Raw genomic sequence first — 16602 nt, 5'->3', positions numbered from 1 at the left:
ATCAGGATATTAAGGCAATGATCTTTGTGACAGGCGGTGCCGGCTTCATCGGCTCAAACTTCGTACTGGACTGGCTGGCACAATCGGATGAGCCCGTTCTCAATTTCGACAAGCTGACTTACGCCGGCAACCTCAACAATCTGGCCTCGCTCAAGCAAGATCGCCGCCACTTCTTCGTGCGAGGCGACATTTGTGACCAGGCCCAGGTGGACGCCCTGCTGCGCCAGCACCGGCCGCGCGCCATCGTGCACTTCGCCGCTGAAAGCCATGTGGACCGTTCCATCCACGGCCCTGGCGCTTTCATCCAGACCAATATCAATGGCACGTTCAGCCTGCTCGAAGCGGCCCGCGCCTACTGGGGTACGCTGGAAGGGGAAGAACAGGCGGCGTTCCGCTTCCTGCACGTCTCGACCGACGAAGTATACGGTACGCTGGGGCCGGACGATGCGCCGTTCAGCGAGACCACGGCCTATGCACCCAACAGCCCGTATTCCGCCTCCAAGGCCGCGTCCGACCATCTGGTGCGCTCCTACCATCACACCTACGGCTTGCCGACGCTGACCACCAACTGCTCCAACAACTACGGCCCCTACCATTTCCCGGAAAAGCTGATCCCGCTCATCATCGCCAACGCCCAGGCCGGCAAACCGCTGCCCATCTACGGCGATGGCCAGCAAGTGCGCGACTGGCTGTATGTGAGCGACCACTGCGCCGCCATCCGCCGGGTGCTGGCGGCCGGCCGTCTGGGTGAAACCTACAATGTGGGTGGCTGGAACGAGATGGCCAACCTGGACGTGGTGCACACGCTGTGCGACATGCTGGATCGCATGAAGCCGCGCGCGGACGGCGCCAGCTACCGGGCCCAGATCACCTACGTCAAGGACCGTCCCGGCCATGACCGCCGCTACGCGATCGATGCGGGCAAGCTGGAACGCGAGCTGGGCTGGAAGCCGGCCGAGACCTTTCAGAGCGGCATCGCCAAGACCGTGCAATGGTACCTGGACCACCAGGACTGGGTGGCCGACGTGCAGTCCGGCAGCTACGCGAGCTGGGTGGAAACCAATTACTTCAACCGTGAAGGCACCCAATGAGCGATCCCATTCATCACCGCAAAGGCATCATCCTGGCCGGTGGTTCCGGCACCCGGCTCTATCCGGTCACGATGAGCGTGTCCAAGCAGCTGTTGCCCATCTACGACAAGCCGATGATCTACCATCCGCTGACCACGCTGATGCTGGCCGGCATGCGCGACATCCTGATCATCTCCACCCCGCAGGACACGCCCCGCTTCCAGGATTTGCTGGGCGACGGCAGCCAGTGGGGCATCCGTCTGCAATACGCGGTGCAGCCGTCGCCGGACGGGCTGGCGCAAGCGTTCATCATCGGCAAGGAATTCGTGGGCGACTCGCCGTCGGCTCTGATCCTGGGCGATAACATTTACTACGGCAACGACCTGGACGCGCTGCTGCGCCACGCGGCCAGCCAGGAGTCGGGCGCCACCGTGTTCGCCTACCACGTGACCGACCCGCAACGCTACGGCGTGGTCGAGTTTGATGGCGAACGGCGCGCCGTCAGCATCGAAGAAAAGCCGCTCCAGCCCAAGTCCAACTACGCCGTCACCGGCCTGTACTTCTACGACCGCCAGGTGTGCGACATCGCGGCGAAGATCAAGCCGTCCGCGCGCGGCGAACTGGAGATCACGGATGTCAACCGGGCTTACCTGGAAGCGGGCCAGCTCGATGTGGAAGTGATGGGGCGTGGCATGGCCTGGCTCGACACCGGTACCCATGAATCGCTGCTCGACGCGTCGCAATTCATCGCCACCATCGAACGCCGCCAGGGCCTCAAAGTGGCGTGCCCGGAAGAGATCGCTTACCGCAAGGGCTATATCGACGCGGCCCAATTGCGCCGCCTGGCTGAACCGCTCAAGAAAAACCAGTACGGCCAGTATCTGCTGCAAATTCTCGAAGACAAGGTCGTACCGCGATGAACGTCATGACTACTCCACTGGAGGGCTTGCTGGTGCTGGAGCCGCGCGTGTTCGGCGACGATCGCGGGTTTTTCTACGAAAGTTTCAACGCCCGCCGTTTCGCTGAAGTGACAGGGGTGACCGCCCCGTTCGTGCAGGATAACCATTCCCGTTCCGCCCGCAACGTGCTGCGCGGCCTGCACTACCAGATCCAGCAGGCCCAGGGCAAGCTGGTGCGCGTGACGGCCGGCGCCGTGTTCGATGTGGCGGTGGACTTGCGCCAGCGCTCGCCCACCTTCGGCCAGTGGTACGGGCTGGAACTGTCGGCCGAGAACAAGCGTCAGTTGTGGATACCGGCCGGCTTCGCGCATGGCTTCATGGTCACCAGCGAAGCGGCCGAATTCCTCTACAAGACCACTGACTACTGGGCGCCCGAGCACGAGCGCTCCATCCTGTGGAACGACCCGGCCATCGGCATCACGTGGCCGCTGGACGGCGCGCCGCTGCTGTCGGGCAAGGACCAGGCCGGCAAGCTGCTGGCCGAGGCGGAAGTGTACCCATGAAGATCCTGCTGACGGGAAGCACGGGCCAGGTCGGCTACGAACTGGAACGCAGCCTGCAAGGCATAGGCGAAGTGGTGGCCGTCGACCGCCAGCGCATGGACCTGGCGGACCTGGACCAGGTGCGCGACGTGATCCGCGCCGTGCGGCCCGGTCTGATCGTCAATCCGGCCGCCTACACGGCCGTGGACAAGGCCGAGAGCGAGCCGCAACTGGCGTACCGCGTCAACGCCGAAGCGCCGGCCCTGATGGCGCAGGAGGCCAAGGCGCTGGGCGCGGCCATGGTCCACTATTCGACCGACTACGTGTTCGACGGCAATGATCCCTTGCCGCGCGTGGAGGGCGACGCCACGGGCCCGCTCAATGTGTACGGCGCCAGCAAGCTGGCCGGCGAGCAAGCCATCGCGGCGGCCGGCATTCCGCACCTGATCTTCCGCACCAGCTGGGTATATGGCATGCGCGGCAAGAACTTCCTGCTGACCATGCTGCGCCTGGGACGCGAGCGCGACGAGCTGCGGGTGGTGAACGACCAGCATGGCGCCCCCACCTGGAGCCGCACCATCGCCGATACGACGGCGCTGGTGCTGGCCCAGGCCGGCGCGCCCGACAGCGCCTGGTGGCGGCAACACGGCGGCATCTACCACCTGAGCAGCCAGGGCCAGACCACCTGGTATGAGTTCACCCGCGCCATTTTGGAAATGGCCGCCATCGATTGCCGCGTGCTGCCCATCGGCAGCGCGGACTATCCGGTGCCGGCCCGCCGGCCGACCCATTCCGTGCTCTCGTGCGCACACCTGATGACGCATTGCCGCCTGCCGCACTGGCAGGACGCGTTGCGGCTGTGCCTGCAATCATAGCCAGGCCCAGCCGCCAGCCCCAGCCGCCCGCCGGCGGCGACGGTTCCTGAACGGCCGTCGCTCGCTGCCGTGGTGCCGGAATGCGGGCCGCCTTGGCTAATCCGGTACAATCGCCCATTAACGTGCTGATAACAGCCGGATCAGCGGGCCCGTGGCCCCGCGCCGCCTGCGATCGACCATCGTGCGTCACCGATATTTTCGTTCAGATAAAAAAAATAAATGTTCTCCTTTTTACTGAGTTTCATCGCTTCCACGCTGTTGACTCTGTTGGTCATTAAAGAAGTGCGCTTGCACGGACCCGCCCTCGATGGCGATTTCGATGGGGTGCAAAAGGTGCACCTGCATTCCGTGGCCCGCATTGGCGGCCTGCCTATTTTCGTGGCGGTGGCGCTCAGTTCCTGCATTTCCATCTGGCGCGTGCCCATCTTGGGTAACTGGCTGCTGGCCTTGCTCGGTTGTTCGGCCGTGGCCTTCGCCGGCGGCATCGCAGAGGACTACACGGGCCGCGTGAGCGCGGCGCGGCGCCTGGTGCTGACCATGGTGGCCGCCCTGATGGGCTTTTTCCTGCTGGACGCGCGCATCGACCGCATCGACTGGGCCTATTTCTCCGCCTGGCACTTGCCCTACGTGTGGCTGGCCTTGCCGCTGACGATACTGGCCGTGGCCGGCATTGCCAACGCCGTCAACATCATCGATGGCTTCAACGGCCTGGCCAGCGTGGTCACCATCTGCATGCTGTTGTCGCTCGGTTATGTGGCGCTGCAGGTCAACGACATGTTCGTGCTGGTGGCGGCCCTGATGGTGGCTGGCGCAACGGCCGGTTTCCTGGTGTGGAATTATCCGGTCGGCCTGATTTTCCTGGGCGATGGCGGCGCCTATTTCATCGGCTTCATGCTGGGCGAACTGGCCTTGCTGCTGGTGATGCGCAATCCCCAGGTGTCGACCTGGTACGCGGCCTTGCTGTTGATCTACCCCGCGTTTGAAACCTTGTTTTCCGCCTATCGCCGGCTGTTTGTGCGGGGTAAGTCGCCCACCATGCCCGATGGCATCCATTTACATAGCCTGATCTTCCGCCGCATCGTGCAATGGGCCGTGGGGCGCAAGGAAGCGCGCGCCCTGATGCGCCGCAATTCCATGACCTCGCCCTACCTGTGGCTGTTTTCGTTGATGGCCGTGGTGCCGGCCACGATCTTCTGGCGCTATACCTGGGTGCTGATGTGTTTCTGCGTCCTGTTTATCGCCAGTTACATCTGGATTTATGTCCGCATCGTGCGCTTTAGAGCGCCGCGCTGGATGATCCGCCACAAGAAGCACTAGCAAAAAGCCCATGGCGTCGTTGTGGCGCCTTGCCGTGCAGGCGCACTGTCTTCGGCGCCACGCCTCGCCATGGTCATTTTGAAACACCTTCAAACCCGGGACGATGCCGGCTGCGGTATCATGTCGGCCTTGCTGCCCCCTCTAACCACGCTCATTCATACTATGGTCTCCCTGTCAAAAACCATCTTCAAAGCTTACGATATCCGCGGCATCATCGGTAAAACCCTGGACGCGGGCGTGGCCCGCCAGATCGGCCAGGCCTTCGGCCAGGCGGCGCTGGCCAAGGGCGAGCGCACGGTGGTGATCGGCCGCGACGGCCGCCTGTCCGGCCCGGAACTGGCGGCCGCACTGGCCCAGGGCCTGCAGGCGGCGGGGGTGGACGTGATCGACCTGGGCGTGGTGGCCACCCCCATGGTCTACTTCGGCACCCATGCGCTGGACGCACGTTCGGGCATCATGGTCACGGGCAGCCACAATCCGCCCGACTACAACGGCTTCAAGATGGTGCTGGCCGGTGAAGCGATCCACGGCGACGCCATCACTTCGCTGTACCAGCGCATCGTCGACCATGACGGCGCCAGCGCCGCCACGCCGGGCAGCTACCGCACCCACGACATCCGCGCCGCCTACCTGGAGCGCATCATCGGCGACGTCAAGCTGGCGCGCCCGATCAAGATCGCCGTCGATTGCGGCAACGGCGTGGCTGGCGCGTTCGCCGGCGACCTGTATCGCGGCATGGGCTGCGAAGTGATCGAACTGTTCTGCGACGTGGACGGCAATTTCCCCAACCACCATCCCGACCCGGCCCACCCGGAAAACCTGCAGGACCTGATCCGCTGCCTGCGGGAGACGGACGCCGAGATCGGCCTGGCCTTCGATGGCGACGGCGACCGCCTGGGCGTGGTCACCAAGGATGGCCAGATCATTTATCCGGACCGCCAGATGATGCTGTTCGCGGCCGACGTGCTGACCCGCCATCCGGGCCAGCAGATCCTGTTCGATGTGAAATGCACGCGCCACCTGGCACCGTATATCGCCAAGAGCGGCGGCCAGCCGCTGATGTACAAGACCGGCCATTCGCTGGTGAAAGCCAAGCTGCGTGAGACGGGCGCCCCGCTGGGTGGCGAAATGAGCGGCCACATCTTCTTCAAGGACCGCTGGTACGGTTTCGACGACGGCCTGTACGCCGGCGCGCGCCTGCTGGAAATCCTCACCCGCGAAGCCGATCCGTCGGCCCTGCTCAATGCACTGCCGCAGTCCGACAGCACGCCGGAACTGCACCTGGAGCTGAAGGAGGGCGAGAACGTCGCCCTGATGGACAAGCTGCGCAGCGACGCCGTGTTCCCCGGCCACGAGCAGATCATCACCATCGACGGCCTGCGGGTGGAATACGCGGACGGCTTCGGCCTGGCCCGCTCGTCCAACACCACGCCGGTGATCGTGATGCGCTTCGAGGCCGAGACGCCGGAAGCGCTGGCGCGCATCCAGGCTCAGTTCAAGAGCGTGATCCTGGCCGCCAAGCCGGACGCGGTCCTGCCGTTCTAAGGTGATGGGCGCGCAAGCGGGCGGCAAGCGGCCGCTCAATATCCTGCTGGTGCGCGTCTCCTCGCTGGGCGACGTGCTGCACAACCTGCCGATGGTGGCCGACATTGCGCGCCACTACCCGGACGCCAATATCGACTGGGTGGTGGAAGAGGGTTATGTCAGCCTGGTGCGGCTCAACGCCCGCGTGCGCACCATCATTCCGTTCGCGCTGCGGCGCTGGCGCAAGAGCCTGGGCAAGCCTGAAACGCGGGCCGAAGTCCGCGCCTTCTTCCGCACCCTGCGCGCGCAGCAGTACGACTACGTGTTCGACACCCAGGGTTTGCTCAAGACCGGCATCATCATGGGCGCCGCGCGCATCGTCAAAGGCGGCCACAAGGTCGGCCTGGCCAACGGCAGCGAAGGCTCGGGTTACGAGGGCATCTCGCGCTGGTTCCATACCGACAGCGTGCCCACCGACCCGCGCACCCACGCCGTGGCCCGTGGCCGCATCGTGGCCGGCGCCGCGCTGGGCTATCCGGTCGATACGCCGGCCGACTTCGGCTTGCCCGCCGTTTCGGCCGACGAAGCCAAACCGGACTGGATGCCGTCCACGCCGTACGCCGTCTACTTCCACGGCACCGCGCGCGACGCCAAGAAGTGGGCGCCGCAGAACTGGATCGAACTGGGCCGCCAGCTGGCGCCCATGCCCATCCTGCTGCCGTGGGGTTCGGACAAGGAAAAGGCGGAAGCGGAAACCCTGGCCGCCGGCCTGCCCAACGCCCGCGTGCTGCCCAAATTGTCGATGGCCGACGCCACGCTGCTGGCGCGCCATGCGGCGCTGGCCATCGGCGTCGACACGGGCCTGACCCACATCGCGGCCGCCTTCACGGTGCCGACGGTGGAAATCTATGCCGATTCGCCGCGCTGGAAGACCGAGGGCAACTGGTCGCCCAAGATCATTAACCTGGGCGACCGTGGCGCGCCGCCATCGGTGGCTGAAGTGCTGGCGGCGGCCCGCACGCTGCTGGCCTGACCATGCGACTTTTCTATTCCGTGATGTGGGCGCTGGCGCTGCCGCTGGTGCTGCTGCGCCTGTGGCTGCGGGGCCGCCAGGAACCGGGCTACCGCCAGCACTGGGGCGAGCGGCTGGGCTTCTATGGTGCTGCCGCCAGTGCGGCGCCGTTGTCGATCTGGGTGCACGCCGTGTCGGTGGGGGAAACCCGCGCCGCCGAACCGTTGATCGACGCGCTGCTGGCGCAGTACCCCACCAGCCGCATCGTGCTGACCCATATGACGCCGACCGGCCGCGCCACCGGCAAGTCGCTGTTCGCCAAACATGGCGCGCGGCTGGTGCAATCCTATCTGCCGTACGACACGGCTGGTATGGTGCGTCGCTTCATCCGCCATTTCGAACCCCGCATCTGCATCCTGATGGAGACGGAAGTGTGGCCCAACCTGATCGGCCAGTGCGTGCGCGCGCAGGTGCCGGTGGTACTGGCCAATGCCCGGCTGTCAGAACGGTCGCTGCGCAAGGCGTCGCGCTTTGGCAGTTTGCTGATCGACGCGGCACGCGGCATTTCGCTGGTGGCGGCGCAGACCGAGGCCGACGCGGCCCGGGTGCGCGCGCTGGGCGTGGCCAACGTGGCCGTCACGGGCAGTATCAAATTCGACGTGGTGGTGCCGCAGGCGGCGCTGGACACGGGCGCCGCCTTGCGCGCCCACATCGGCGCGCGTCCCGTACTGCTGTGCGCCAGCACGCGCGAGGGCGAGGAAGTGCTGATCCTGGAAGCGTTCCGGCGGGCGCGTGCCGCGCTGCCGGCCAACGTGCTGCTGCTGCTGGTGCCGCGCCATCCGCAGCGCTTCGAGGAAGTGGAAAAGCTGGTCGCTGATAGTGGCCTGCAAGTGCAGCGCCGCAGCCGTCTGCGATTGGATGGCGGCGCCGCGCTGCCGGCCCGGGTGGACGTGCTGCTGGGCGACTCGATGGGTGAAATGTTCGCCTACTACGCGGCCTGCGACTGCGCTTTCGTGGGTGGCAGCCTGCTGCCGCTGGGTGGCCAGAACCTGATCGAACCGGCCGCGCTGGGCAAGCCGGTGCTGATCGGCCCCCACACCTTCAACTTCGCGCTGGTGACGGAAGACGCGCTGGCCGCCGGCGGCGCCGAGCGCGTGGCCGATGCCCCCGCCCTGATGGAGCAGGCGGCCCGCCTGCTGGGCGACAGTGCCGCCCGCGCCGCCATGGGCGCCCGCGCGCTGGCCTTCGCCAGCCAGCACCGCGGCGCCACGGCCCGCACGCTGGCTTTGCTGCCGCCGCTTACCGCTGGCGTGTCAAGTAAATAATACCGGCAATTCCTGCGCGCGCTTGCGCAGCAAGTTGCGCGCTTCCTCGTATTCCGGGTAGATCAGGCCCACCGTATTCCAGAAGCGCGCGCTGTGGTTCATCTCCAGCAAATGCGACAGCTCGTGCGCCACCACATAGTCGATTAGCGGCAGCGAGAAGTGGATCAGCTTCCAGTTCAGCCGGATCTTGCGCTCGACCGTGCAGGAACCCCAGCGCGTGCCGGCCGAGGATAGCGCGAACGAGTGGTAATTCACCCCCAGCCGGGCTGCGTACAGGTCCAGCCGCTGTTCGAACAGCAGCCTGGCTTCCTGCTGCAACCAGCTTTTCACACGTTCCTTGAGCAGCAATTCCGTGGCGCCGGGGACCAGCACCATGGACAGTTCGCGCGTGGCCGGGTTGTAGCTGCTGCGGTTGCGGCCGCCCACCAGCAGGCGCAGCGTGATGTCGCCGCCCAGGTAGGGCAGCTGGGCGCCATCCACCCAGTCGATGGGCGGCTTTTCCAGCCGCGCCGCGCGCCGTTCGCGCCGCTCATGCAGCTTGCTCAGTATCCAGTGCTGCTTGGTGCGGATGGCGTTGTCGATCTCGGCGATGCTGATGCGCTTGGGCGCCGTCACGCGCAGCCCATCGTCGTCGATCATGAAGCCGATCGAGCGGCGGGTGGAACGGCGCAGCGTGTATTCGAGCACGAACTGGCCGACCAGCAGCTGGCGCTTGGGTGGCAGTTCGGAAGGGGGCGGCTCGGGCGGCCGGACGGGAATGGCGGTGGGAGGAACGGCGGGGGTGATGGTGACAGGTGGCGTCCATAGCGCGACGCCGGGACGCACGGGCGGACTGGCCGTCTCCGGCGTGCGCAGCAGGTTGGCGCTATGCGGTGTGGCGGCCGGCGTGGACGCCTCCTGCCCGAACAGGTCCAGTTGCTGGCGCGCCGCGTCCGACGCCGCGTCCTGCGGCGCCGGTTTGACGGCGGTGGCCAGGTCGTCTAGCCAGCGCTGTAGGCGTGGGGCGAAATGACGCGCATTTCTGATTCTATCCAATTTTCCACCTGTTGCATCATGCTGTCGGGCGTGTGTCCTTCCGGCGAAATCGGCTTGCCGATCGATACCGTGATCAGCCCCGGACGTTTGATAAACGAGTTCTTGGGCCAGCATTCGCCGGAGTTGTGCGCGATCGGCACCACCACGGCGCCGGTCGCGATGGCCAGGCGCGTACCGCCGCTCTTGTACTTGCCTGCCTGTCCGACCGGGATGCGGGTCCCCTCGGGGAACATAATAATCCATTGGCCGTCCTTCAGGCGACGTTTGCCATGCCGGACCACATCCTTGAAGGCGTTCTTGCCCTTTTTGCGGTCGATGGGGATCATGCGCAGCAACGCCATGGCCCAGCCGAAGAAGGGGATGTACAGGATCTCTTTTTTGAACACGAACACCAGCGGGCGCGGCATGCTGGGCAACAGGAAGATGGTTTCCCACGCCGATTGGTGCTTCGACAGCACCACGGCCGGCGCGTCGGGGAAATTCTCAGCGCCCTTGACCTGGTAGCGGATGCCGCAGATCGCCTTGGCGCACCAGATCATGAACACGTTCCAGCGCGCGGTGACCCAGAAGCGTTTGTTGTAAGGCAGGGGCGCGGCCAGGAAGCAGACGCAGGCCCAGATGATGGTCGAAACGACCATGATGGTCATGAACAGCAAGGAACGCAGGAACAAAACGGTATCACGCAACGCGGACTCCAGAACTCGATATTGGTTTAGTTATTGATTGGTGGCGGCTTGCGGCGCGCCGGCCGAAGCCGTCTTGAGCAGGTGGCTGACAGTGGCCGCCAGGTCGGGGAACACCATGGTGCCGGGCGGCAGGCCGCCGGCGCTGTGGGTCTTCTCGCCTTTGCCGGTCAACACCAGGAACGGCACGCAGCCGCGCTCGTAGCCGGCCTGCAGGTCACGCAGCGAGTCGCCCACGGTCGGCACGCCTTTCAGGTTCACCTGGTAGCGTTTGGCGATCTCGTCGAACATGCCGGGCTTGGGTTTGCGGCAGTCGCAGCTGTCGGCCGCCGCGTGCGGGCAAAAGAACACGGCGTCGATGGTGGCGCCCACCTGCTGCGCCAGCATGTGCATCTTCTGGTGGATGGCGTTGAGGACGGTCATGTCGAAGTACTCGCGGGCGATGCCCGACTGGTTCGACGCCACCACCACCCGGTAGCCGGCCTGGTTCAAGCGGGCGATCGCCTCCAGCGAACCGGGAATGGCGTGCCACTCGGCCGGCGACTTGATGAAGTCCGGCGAGTCATGATTGATCACGCCATCGCGATCGAGGATGATCAGTTTGAGCGCCGGACTTCCCATTTAGGCCGCCAGCTTGGAAATGTCGGCCACGCGGTTCATCATGCCGTGCAGCGACGACAGCAGGGCCAGGCGGTTGTTGCGCAGGGCGACGTCCTCGGCCATCACCATCACGTCGTTGAAGAAGGCGTCCACGTCGTCGCGCAGCTGGGCCAGCGTCTTGAGCGTGCCGGCGAAGTCGCCGCGGGCGAACGCCGCGTCCACTTCCGGCTGCACGCGGGTGACGGCGGCGGCCAGGTTCTTCTCGGCCGCGTCCTGCAACAGGGCGGCGTTGACGCCGGCGTTGCCGCTTTGTGCCAGCGCTTGCTCGTTCTTCTTCAGGATGTTGGTAATGCGCTTGTTGGCGGCGGCCAGCGAGGCGCTTTCCGGCAGGGCGGCGAAGGCTTGCACCGCTTCCAGGCGCTGCACCACGTCATCCAGGCGGTCCGGATTCTGGGCCACCACGGCTTCGATCTCGTTGGGCGAGAAGCCGCGCTCGCGCAGCATGCCGCGCAGGCGGTCGAGCATGAAGACGGTCACTTCGGCGGCCGGATTCTTGAAGCCGGGGACGGCCGCGAATTCGGCGGCGGCGTCGGCCAGCACGGCGCTGATGGCCAGCGGCAGGCGCTTTTCCACCAGCATGCGCAGCACGCCCAGGGCGTGGCGGCGCAGCGCGAACGGATCCTTGTCGCCGGTCGGTTGCAGGCCGATGGCCCAGATGCCGACCAGGGTTTCCAGCTTGTCGGCCAGCGCCACGGCGGTGCCGGTGGCGGTCGATGGCAGGGCGTCGCCGGCGAAGCGCGGCTGGTAGTGCTCGGAGGCGGCCAGCGCCACTTCCTCGTGCTCGCCGTCGTGGCGGGCGTAGTAGGTGCCCATGATGCCTTGCAGCTCAGGGAATTCGCCCACCATGTCGGTCAGCAGGTCGGCCTTGGCCAGCATGGCGCCGCGGGTGGCCAGCGGTACGTCGCTGCCCAGCGCGCGGGCGATGGCGGCGGCCAGCGCGGTGACGCGCTCGCTGCGCTCGGCCTGGGTGCCCAGCTTGTTGTGGTAGACCACGTTCTTCAGCAGCGGCAGGCGCGAACCGAGGGTCTTCTTCTTGTCCTGCTCGAAGAAGAACTTGGCGTCCGACAGGCGTGGGCGCACCACGCGCTCGTTGCCGCCGACGATGGCGGCCGGGGTGGCGGTGGCGATGTTGGAGACGATCAGGAAGCGCGAACGCAGCTTACCTTGCGCGTCCGTCAACGCGAAATATTTCTGGTTGGTCTGCATGGTCAGGATCAGGCATTCCTGCGGCACGGCCAGGAACTGTTCCTCGAAGTTGCACTCGTAGACCACGGGCCATTCGACCAGCGCCGTCACTTCGTCCAGCAGCGCTTCGGGCATCAGCACCTGGTCGGCGCCAGCTTTGGCCAGCAGGGCGGCGCGGATCTGTTCCTTGCGCGCGTCGAAGCCGGCGATCACCTTGCCTTGTTCGGCCAGGGTGGCGGCGTAGTTGTCGGCGTGGGCGATGGTGATGCTGCGGCTGCCGTCGGCCATCAGGAAGCGGTGGCCCAGCGTGCTGTTGGAGGCCGTCAGGCCCAGCAGCGTCAGCGGCAGCACGGTGGCGCCATGCAGCGCGATCAGGCTGTGGGCTGGACGCACGAAGTTGACGGTGGCGCCGTCCGGGCGCTGGTAGCTCATCAGCTTGGGGATGGGCAGCTTGGCCGCCGATTCCTCCAGCGCCGCCTGCAGGCCCGCCTGCAGCGCGCTGCCGGCCGCCGTGTAGGTGTAGAAGAAGCTTTCCGCCTTGCCGTCCTGGGCCCGTTCCAGCTGGGCCACGGTCAGGTCGGGGAAGCCCAGCGCGGCCAGTTTCTTGGCCAGGGGCGCGGTGCCGTTGCCGTTCGCGTCCAGCGCCACGCTCACGGGCAGCACTTTTTCGCGGATCGATTTGTCCGGCGAGGTGGCGCGCACGCCGGTGATGGAGACGGCCAGCCGGCGCGGCGTGGCGTAGGTGGTGGCGACGCTGTCGGCTTCCAGGAAGTCGCGCGATTGGAGGCCGTTGACGATGCCGGCGGCGAAGGCGGCGCCCAGCTTGGCCAGCGCCTTGGGCGGCAGTTCTTCGGTCAGCAGTTCGATTAAGAGAGTCTGGTTCATATCGTTTCTATTCTGGTTCGGCTCAGGCGGCGGTGGCGGAGGCGGGCAGCATGGGGAAGCCCAGGCGCTCACGCGAGTCGTAATACGCTTGCGCCACCAGGCGCGACAGCGTGCGCACGCGGCCGATGTAGGCGGCCCGCTCGGTCACGGAAATGGCGCCGCGCGCATCGAGCATGTTGAAGCTGTGCGACGCTTTCATGATCTGCTCGTAGGCCGGCAGGGTCAGTTGCAGTTCGATCAGGCGCTTGGCTTCCGATTCGTGGTTGGCGAATTGGGCGAACAGCAGTTCCGTGTTGGCGTGCTCGAAGTTGTAGGTCGATTGTTCCACTTCGTTCTGGTGGAACACGTCGCCGTAGGTCAGCTTCTTGGTGACGCCGTTTTCTTCCCACTCGGTCCAGACCAGGTCGTAGACGTTTTCCACCCCTTGCAGATACATGGCCAGGCGTTCGATGCCGTAGGTGATCTCGCCCAGCACGGGCTTGCAATCGAGGCCGCCCACTTGCTGGAAGTAGGTGAACTGGGTCACTTCCATGCCGTTCAGCCACACTTCCCAACCCAGGCCCCAGGCGCCCAGGGTCGGGCTTTCCCAGTCATCCTCGACGAAACGCACGTCGTTCTGCTTCAGGTCCAGGCCCAGCGCTTCGAGCGAACCCAGATACAGGTCCAGGATGTTTTCCGGCGCCGGCTTGAGCACCACCTGGTACTGGTAGTAGTGCTGCATGCGGTTCGGGTTTTCGCCGTAGCGGCCATCCTTGGGGCGGCGCGAGGGCTGCACATAGGCCGCGCGCCATGGCTCGGGGCCGATCGCGCGCAGGAACGTCCCGGTGTGGAAGGTGCCGGCACCCACTTCCATGTCGTAGGGCTGGAGCAGGGCGCAGCCTTGCTTGTCCCAGTAGGTTTGCAAGGTCAGGATAATTTGTTGAAATGTGAGCATCTTGTTTGGTCGGTGGCGCGCAGCGGGGCGCAACGGTTGCAGTTTCGCTAAAGCGGCTAATTTTAGCGGGTTTTGGGGGCAGCTGTAGAGATTAGGGGGCTTTAGGCTGATTTTTTGCCGTATTTGTCACGCGGCGCCCCCACAGCCAGGCGCCCGCCAGGGCCAGCGCCAGCAGCATCAGCAGCAGCTTGTTGCCCCACAGGATGTAGGGCGTGCTGCCGGCCATGCCCTGTACGGTCGCCGCCAGCGTGCCGGCCGTGTTGGGGGCGAGGCGCGCCACCACGTCGCCGCGCCCGTCGATGACGGCCGTGGCGCCCGTGTTGGTGGCGCGCAGCATGGGACGGCCCGTTTCCAGCGCGCGCATCTGCGAGATCTGCAAGTGCTGCGGGATGGCGATGGTGTCGCCGAACCAGGCCAGGTTCGATACGTTGAGCAGCAGCGTGGCCGGCTTCTGGCCGCCGGCCGGGTGGTTCAGCTGGGCCGCGATCTCCTCGCCGAACAAGTCTTCGTAGCAGATGTTGGGCAGCACGCGCTGGTCCTTGATGGCGAAGGCGGGCTGGATGTCCGCGCCGCTGGTCTGGTCGCCCAGCGGGATGTTCATCAGATCGACGAACCAGCGGAAGCCGAGCGGAATGAATTCGCCGTATGGCACCAGGTGGTGCTTGTCGTAGCGGTAGTAGGCGGCGTTGGCCACGGGCGTCATGCCCAGCACGCTGTTGAAGTACGCCGTCTGGCTGTCGGCCATGGGGATGCCCAGCGCCAGGCTGCTGCCGCTGCGTTGCAGGAACTGGCTGATGGCGGGCAGGTAGTCGGGCGGCAGCTGCTGCGGCAGCATGACGACCGCCGTTTCCGGCGTGGCGATCAGGTCGGCCGGGGCGGCCATGATGGCGTCGCGATACTGCTTGAGCGTGGCCAGCACGTGCGCGCCGTTGAATTTCTCGTCCTGGGGCACGTTACCCTGGATCAGGCGTACGGAAATCGGTTTGCCTTCCGGGTAGGTCCAGTGCAGTTGCGTGAGCGCGCCGCCGCCGGCCAGGATGGCCACCACCAGGGCCAGCGCGCGCCAGCGGCTGCGGTGCAGCAGGAGCAGCAGGGCGCCGGCGCACATGGCCGCCAGCCAGCCCAGGCCATACACGCCCAGCACGGGCGCGTAGCCGGCCAGCGGGCTGTGGTTGTGGGCGTAGCCGGCCGACAGCCACGGGAAGCCCGTGAACAGCCAGCCGCGCACCCATTCGTACAGCGACCAGGTGGCCGGCAATAGCAGCAGGTTGGATGCGGGCAGCGGCAGCGCCCAGCGCTGGCGCAGCCAGGAGGCGCCGGCCATGGCCAGCGCCACGTAGGCGCCCATGGCCCAGGCCAGCAGCAGCACGGCGGCGGCAGCCAGCGGCGCGGGCATGCCGCCGTAGGTGTGCAGCGAGACGTAGATCCACCAGATGCCGGCGGCCGTCCAGCCGGAGCCGTAGGCCCAGCCGATCAGGGCGCCGCCCTTGACGCTGGAACTGCGCAGCACCTGGTAGAACAGGATGGCCAGGCTGGCGATTTCCAGCGGCCACCAGCCGAACGGGGCGAAGGCGAACACGCTGGCCGCGCCGGCCAGGGCCGTGATGGTCATCCGGCCGCGGGTGCTGCGCTGGGGCTTGGGTGGGGCGTTGGGATCGGTGCGGCGAAAACGCATGTTACGCGTCTTGCTCCGGCATGGCCGGCAGTTTTTCCACCAGCAGCACGTGCACCTGGCGCGCGTCGGCGCGCAGCACTTCGAAGCGCAGTCCGTCCAGGTCGAACACGTCACCCTTGTGCGGCATGCGCGCCAGGTGCTTGGCGACCAGGCCGCCGATGGTGTCGACGTCGTCGTCCGGCAGGGCGGTGTCGAGTTCCTCGTTGAACTGGGTGATCTCGGTCAGCGCCTTGATACGCCAGCGGGGGCCGTACTGGCCTTCCTTGATGGACAGGATGTTGTCCTCTTCCTCGTCGAAATCGTATTCGTCCTCGATGTCGCCGACGATCTGTTCCAGCACGTCCTCGATCGTGATCAGGCCGGCCACGCCGCTGTATTCATCCACCACGATGGCCATGTGGTTGTGGTTGGCGCGGAAATCGCGCAGCAGCACATTCAGGCGTTTCGATTCGGGGATGAAGATGGCCGGGCGCAGCATGTCGCGTACGTCGAACGATTCCTCGGCATAGTAGCGCAGCAGGTCCTTGGCCAGCAGGATGCCGATCACCTTGTCGCGCTCGCCCTCGATGGCGGGGAAGCGCGAGTGGGCCGTCTGCAGCACGGCCGGCATCCATTCCTCGATGGGTTTGGAAATGTCGATCACGTCCATCTGGGACCGGGGGATCATGATGTCGCGCGCGGACAGGTCCGACACCTGGAACACGCCTTCGATCATCGACAGGGCGTCGGCGTCGATCAGGTTGCGTTCGTGGGCGTCATGCAGCACGTCGAGCAGTTCCGCACGGTTCTCGGGCTCGGGGGAAATCAGGGCGGTCAGGCGTTCAAACAGTGACCGATGGGGCTTGGCGTCAGATTTGACGCCACTAGAGTGCTCTTGCATAGGAGGCGTGAGCCGTTGTTTCGAAGGGATATAGGATACACCAAACGGGATGGCGGGGCCGATTTTGCCGGTTTGGCTTGACCCCGCACCCGTACCGCAAC

Annotated in this window: 15 protein-coding genes; 8 read left to right on the top strand and 7 right to left on the bottom strand. The window is 65.8% G+C overall.

The features are described 5' to 3' along the window. Window positions 1-17 precede the first annotated feature (17 nt). The 8 genes from rfbB to waaA all read left to right on the top strand — a co-directional run bounded on the left by rfbB (window position 18) and on the right by waaA (window position 8564). Window positions 18-1091 carry a dTDP-glucose 4,6-dehydratase gene (gene rfbB, locus H3H39_RS13695; RefSeq protein ID WP_182153941.1) on the top strand — a complete coding sequence of 358 codons (1074 nt, stop codon included), beginning with the start codon at window positions 18-20 and terminating at the stop codon, window positions 1089-1091. Further along, window positions 1088-1990, top strand: a complete 903-nt coding sequence (gene rfbA / locus H3H39_RS13690; RefSeq protein WP_182153940.1) for a glucose-1-phosphate thymidylyltransferase RfbA — start codon at window positions 1088-1090, stop codon at window positions 1988-1990. The genes rfbB and rfbA overlap by 4 nt, the downstream gene beginning before the upstream one ends. After that, the gene (gene rfbC, locus H3H39_RS13685) at window positions 1987-2532 is read left to right on the top strand and encodes a dTDP-4-dehydrorhamnose 3,5-epimerase (RefSeq protein ID WP_182153939.1); all 546 of its coding nucleotides are present in this window, start codon (window positions 1987-1989) and stop codon (window positions 2530-2532) included. Before rfbA ends, rfbC begins: the two co-directional genes overlap by 4 nt. Next, window positions 2529-3386: a dTDP-4-dehydrorhamnose reductase gene (gene rfbD / locus H3H39_RS13680; protein WP_182153938.1), complete on the top strand. Its 858-nt coding sequence runs from the start codon at window positions 2529-2531 to the stop codon at window positions 3384-3386. Before rfbC ends, rfbD begins: the two co-directional genes overlap by 4 nt. A 219-nt stretch (window positions 3387-3605) precedes the next feature. Next, on the top strand, window positions 3606-4703 hold the full coding sequence (locus H3H39_RS13675; RefSeq protein ID WP_182153937.1) for a glycosyltransferase family 4 protein: 1098 nt from the start codon (window positions 3606-3608) through the stop codon (window positions 4701-4703). Between the two features lie 162 nt (window positions 4704-4865). After that, a complete protein-coding gene (locus H3H39_RS13670; RefSeq protein WP_182153936.1) occupies window positions 4866-6248 on the top strand; it encodes a phosphomannomutase/phosphoglucomutase in 1383 nt (460 codons plus the stop codon). 4 nt (window positions 6249-6252) lie between these two features. After that, on the top strand, window positions 6253-7260 hold the full coding sequence (gene waaC / locus H3H39_RS13665) for a lipopolysaccharide heptosyltransferase I (protein WP_182153935.1): 1008 nt from the start codon (window positions 6253-6255) through the stop codon (window positions 7258-7260). A 2-nt stretch (window positions 7261-7262) separates the two neighbouring features. Further along, window positions 7263-8564, top strand: coding sequence for a lipid IV(A) 3-deoxy-D-manno-octulosonic acid transferase (gene waaA, locus H3H39_RS13660; protein WP_182153934.1), 1302 nt, complete (start codon window positions 7263-7265; stop codon window positions 8562-8564). Here waaA and H3H39_RS13655 read toward each other — a convergent pair. The 7 genes from H3H39_RS13655 to H3H39_RS13625 form a co-directional block, all read right to left on the bottom strand. Continuing rightward, the gene (locus tag H3H39_RS13655) at window positions 8553-9539 is read right to left on the bottom strand and encodes a M48 family metallopeptidase (protein WP_229218047.1); all 987 of its coding nucleotides are present in this window, start codon (window positions 9537-9539) and stop codon (window positions 8553-8555) included. The two genes, waaA and H3H39_RS13655, sit on opposite strands and share 12 nt — an antisense overlap. Before the next feature lie 5 nt (window positions 9540-9544). After that, window positions 9545-10285, bottom strand: coding sequence for a lysophospholipid acyltransferase family protein (locus H3H39_RS13650; protein WP_182153933.1), 741 nt, complete (start codon window positions 10283-10285; stop codon window positions 9545-9547). 30 nt (window positions 10286-10315) lie between these two features. Beyond that, window positions 10316-10903: a D-glycero-beta-D-manno-heptose 1,7-bisphosphate 7-phosphatase gene (gene gmhB, locus H3H39_RS13645; protein ID WP_182153932.1), complete on the bottom strand. Its 588-nt coding sequence runs from the start codon at window positions 10901-10903 to the stop codon at window positions 10316-10318. Then, window positions 10904-13012, bottom strand: a complete 2109-nt coding sequence (gene glyS, locus H3H39_RS13640; RefSeq protein ID WP_182153931.1) for a glycine--tRNA ligase subunit beta — start codon at window positions 13010-13012, stop codon at window positions 10904-10906. A gap of 22 nt (window positions 13013-13034) precedes the next feature. Next, complete coding sequence (glyQ, locus tag H3H39_RS13635) at window positions 13035-13946, bottom strand: glycine--tRNA ligase subunit alpha (RefSeq protein ID WP_182153930.1); 912 nt, start codon at window positions 13944-13946, stop codon at window positions 13035-13037. Window positions 13947-14037: 91 nt separating this feature from the next. Continuing rightward, the gene (lnt, locus tag H3H39_RS13630) at window positions 14038-15621 is read right to left on the bottom strand and encodes an apolipoprotein N-acyltransferase (protein WP_182153929.1); all 1584 of its coding nucleotides are present in this window, start codon (window positions 15619-15621) and stop codon (window positions 14038-14040) included. A 1-nt stretch (window position 15622) separates the two neighbouring features. After that, window positions 15623-16501 (bottom strand): CorC family transporter, encoded by an 879-nt coding sequence (locus H3H39_RS13625; protein ID WP_182153928.1) that lies wholly within the window; start codon window positions 16499-16501, stop codon window positions 15623-15625. Between the last annotated feature and the right edge of the window lie 101 nt (window positions 16502-16602).

Source organism: Rugamonas apoptosis, assembly GCF_014042355.1.
Lineage (GTDB): Bacteria > Pseudomonadota > Gammaproteobacteria > Burkholderiales > Burkholderiaceae_D > Rugamonas > Rugamonas apoptosis.
This window is presented reverse-complemented; position numbering and strand designations above follow the sequence as displayed.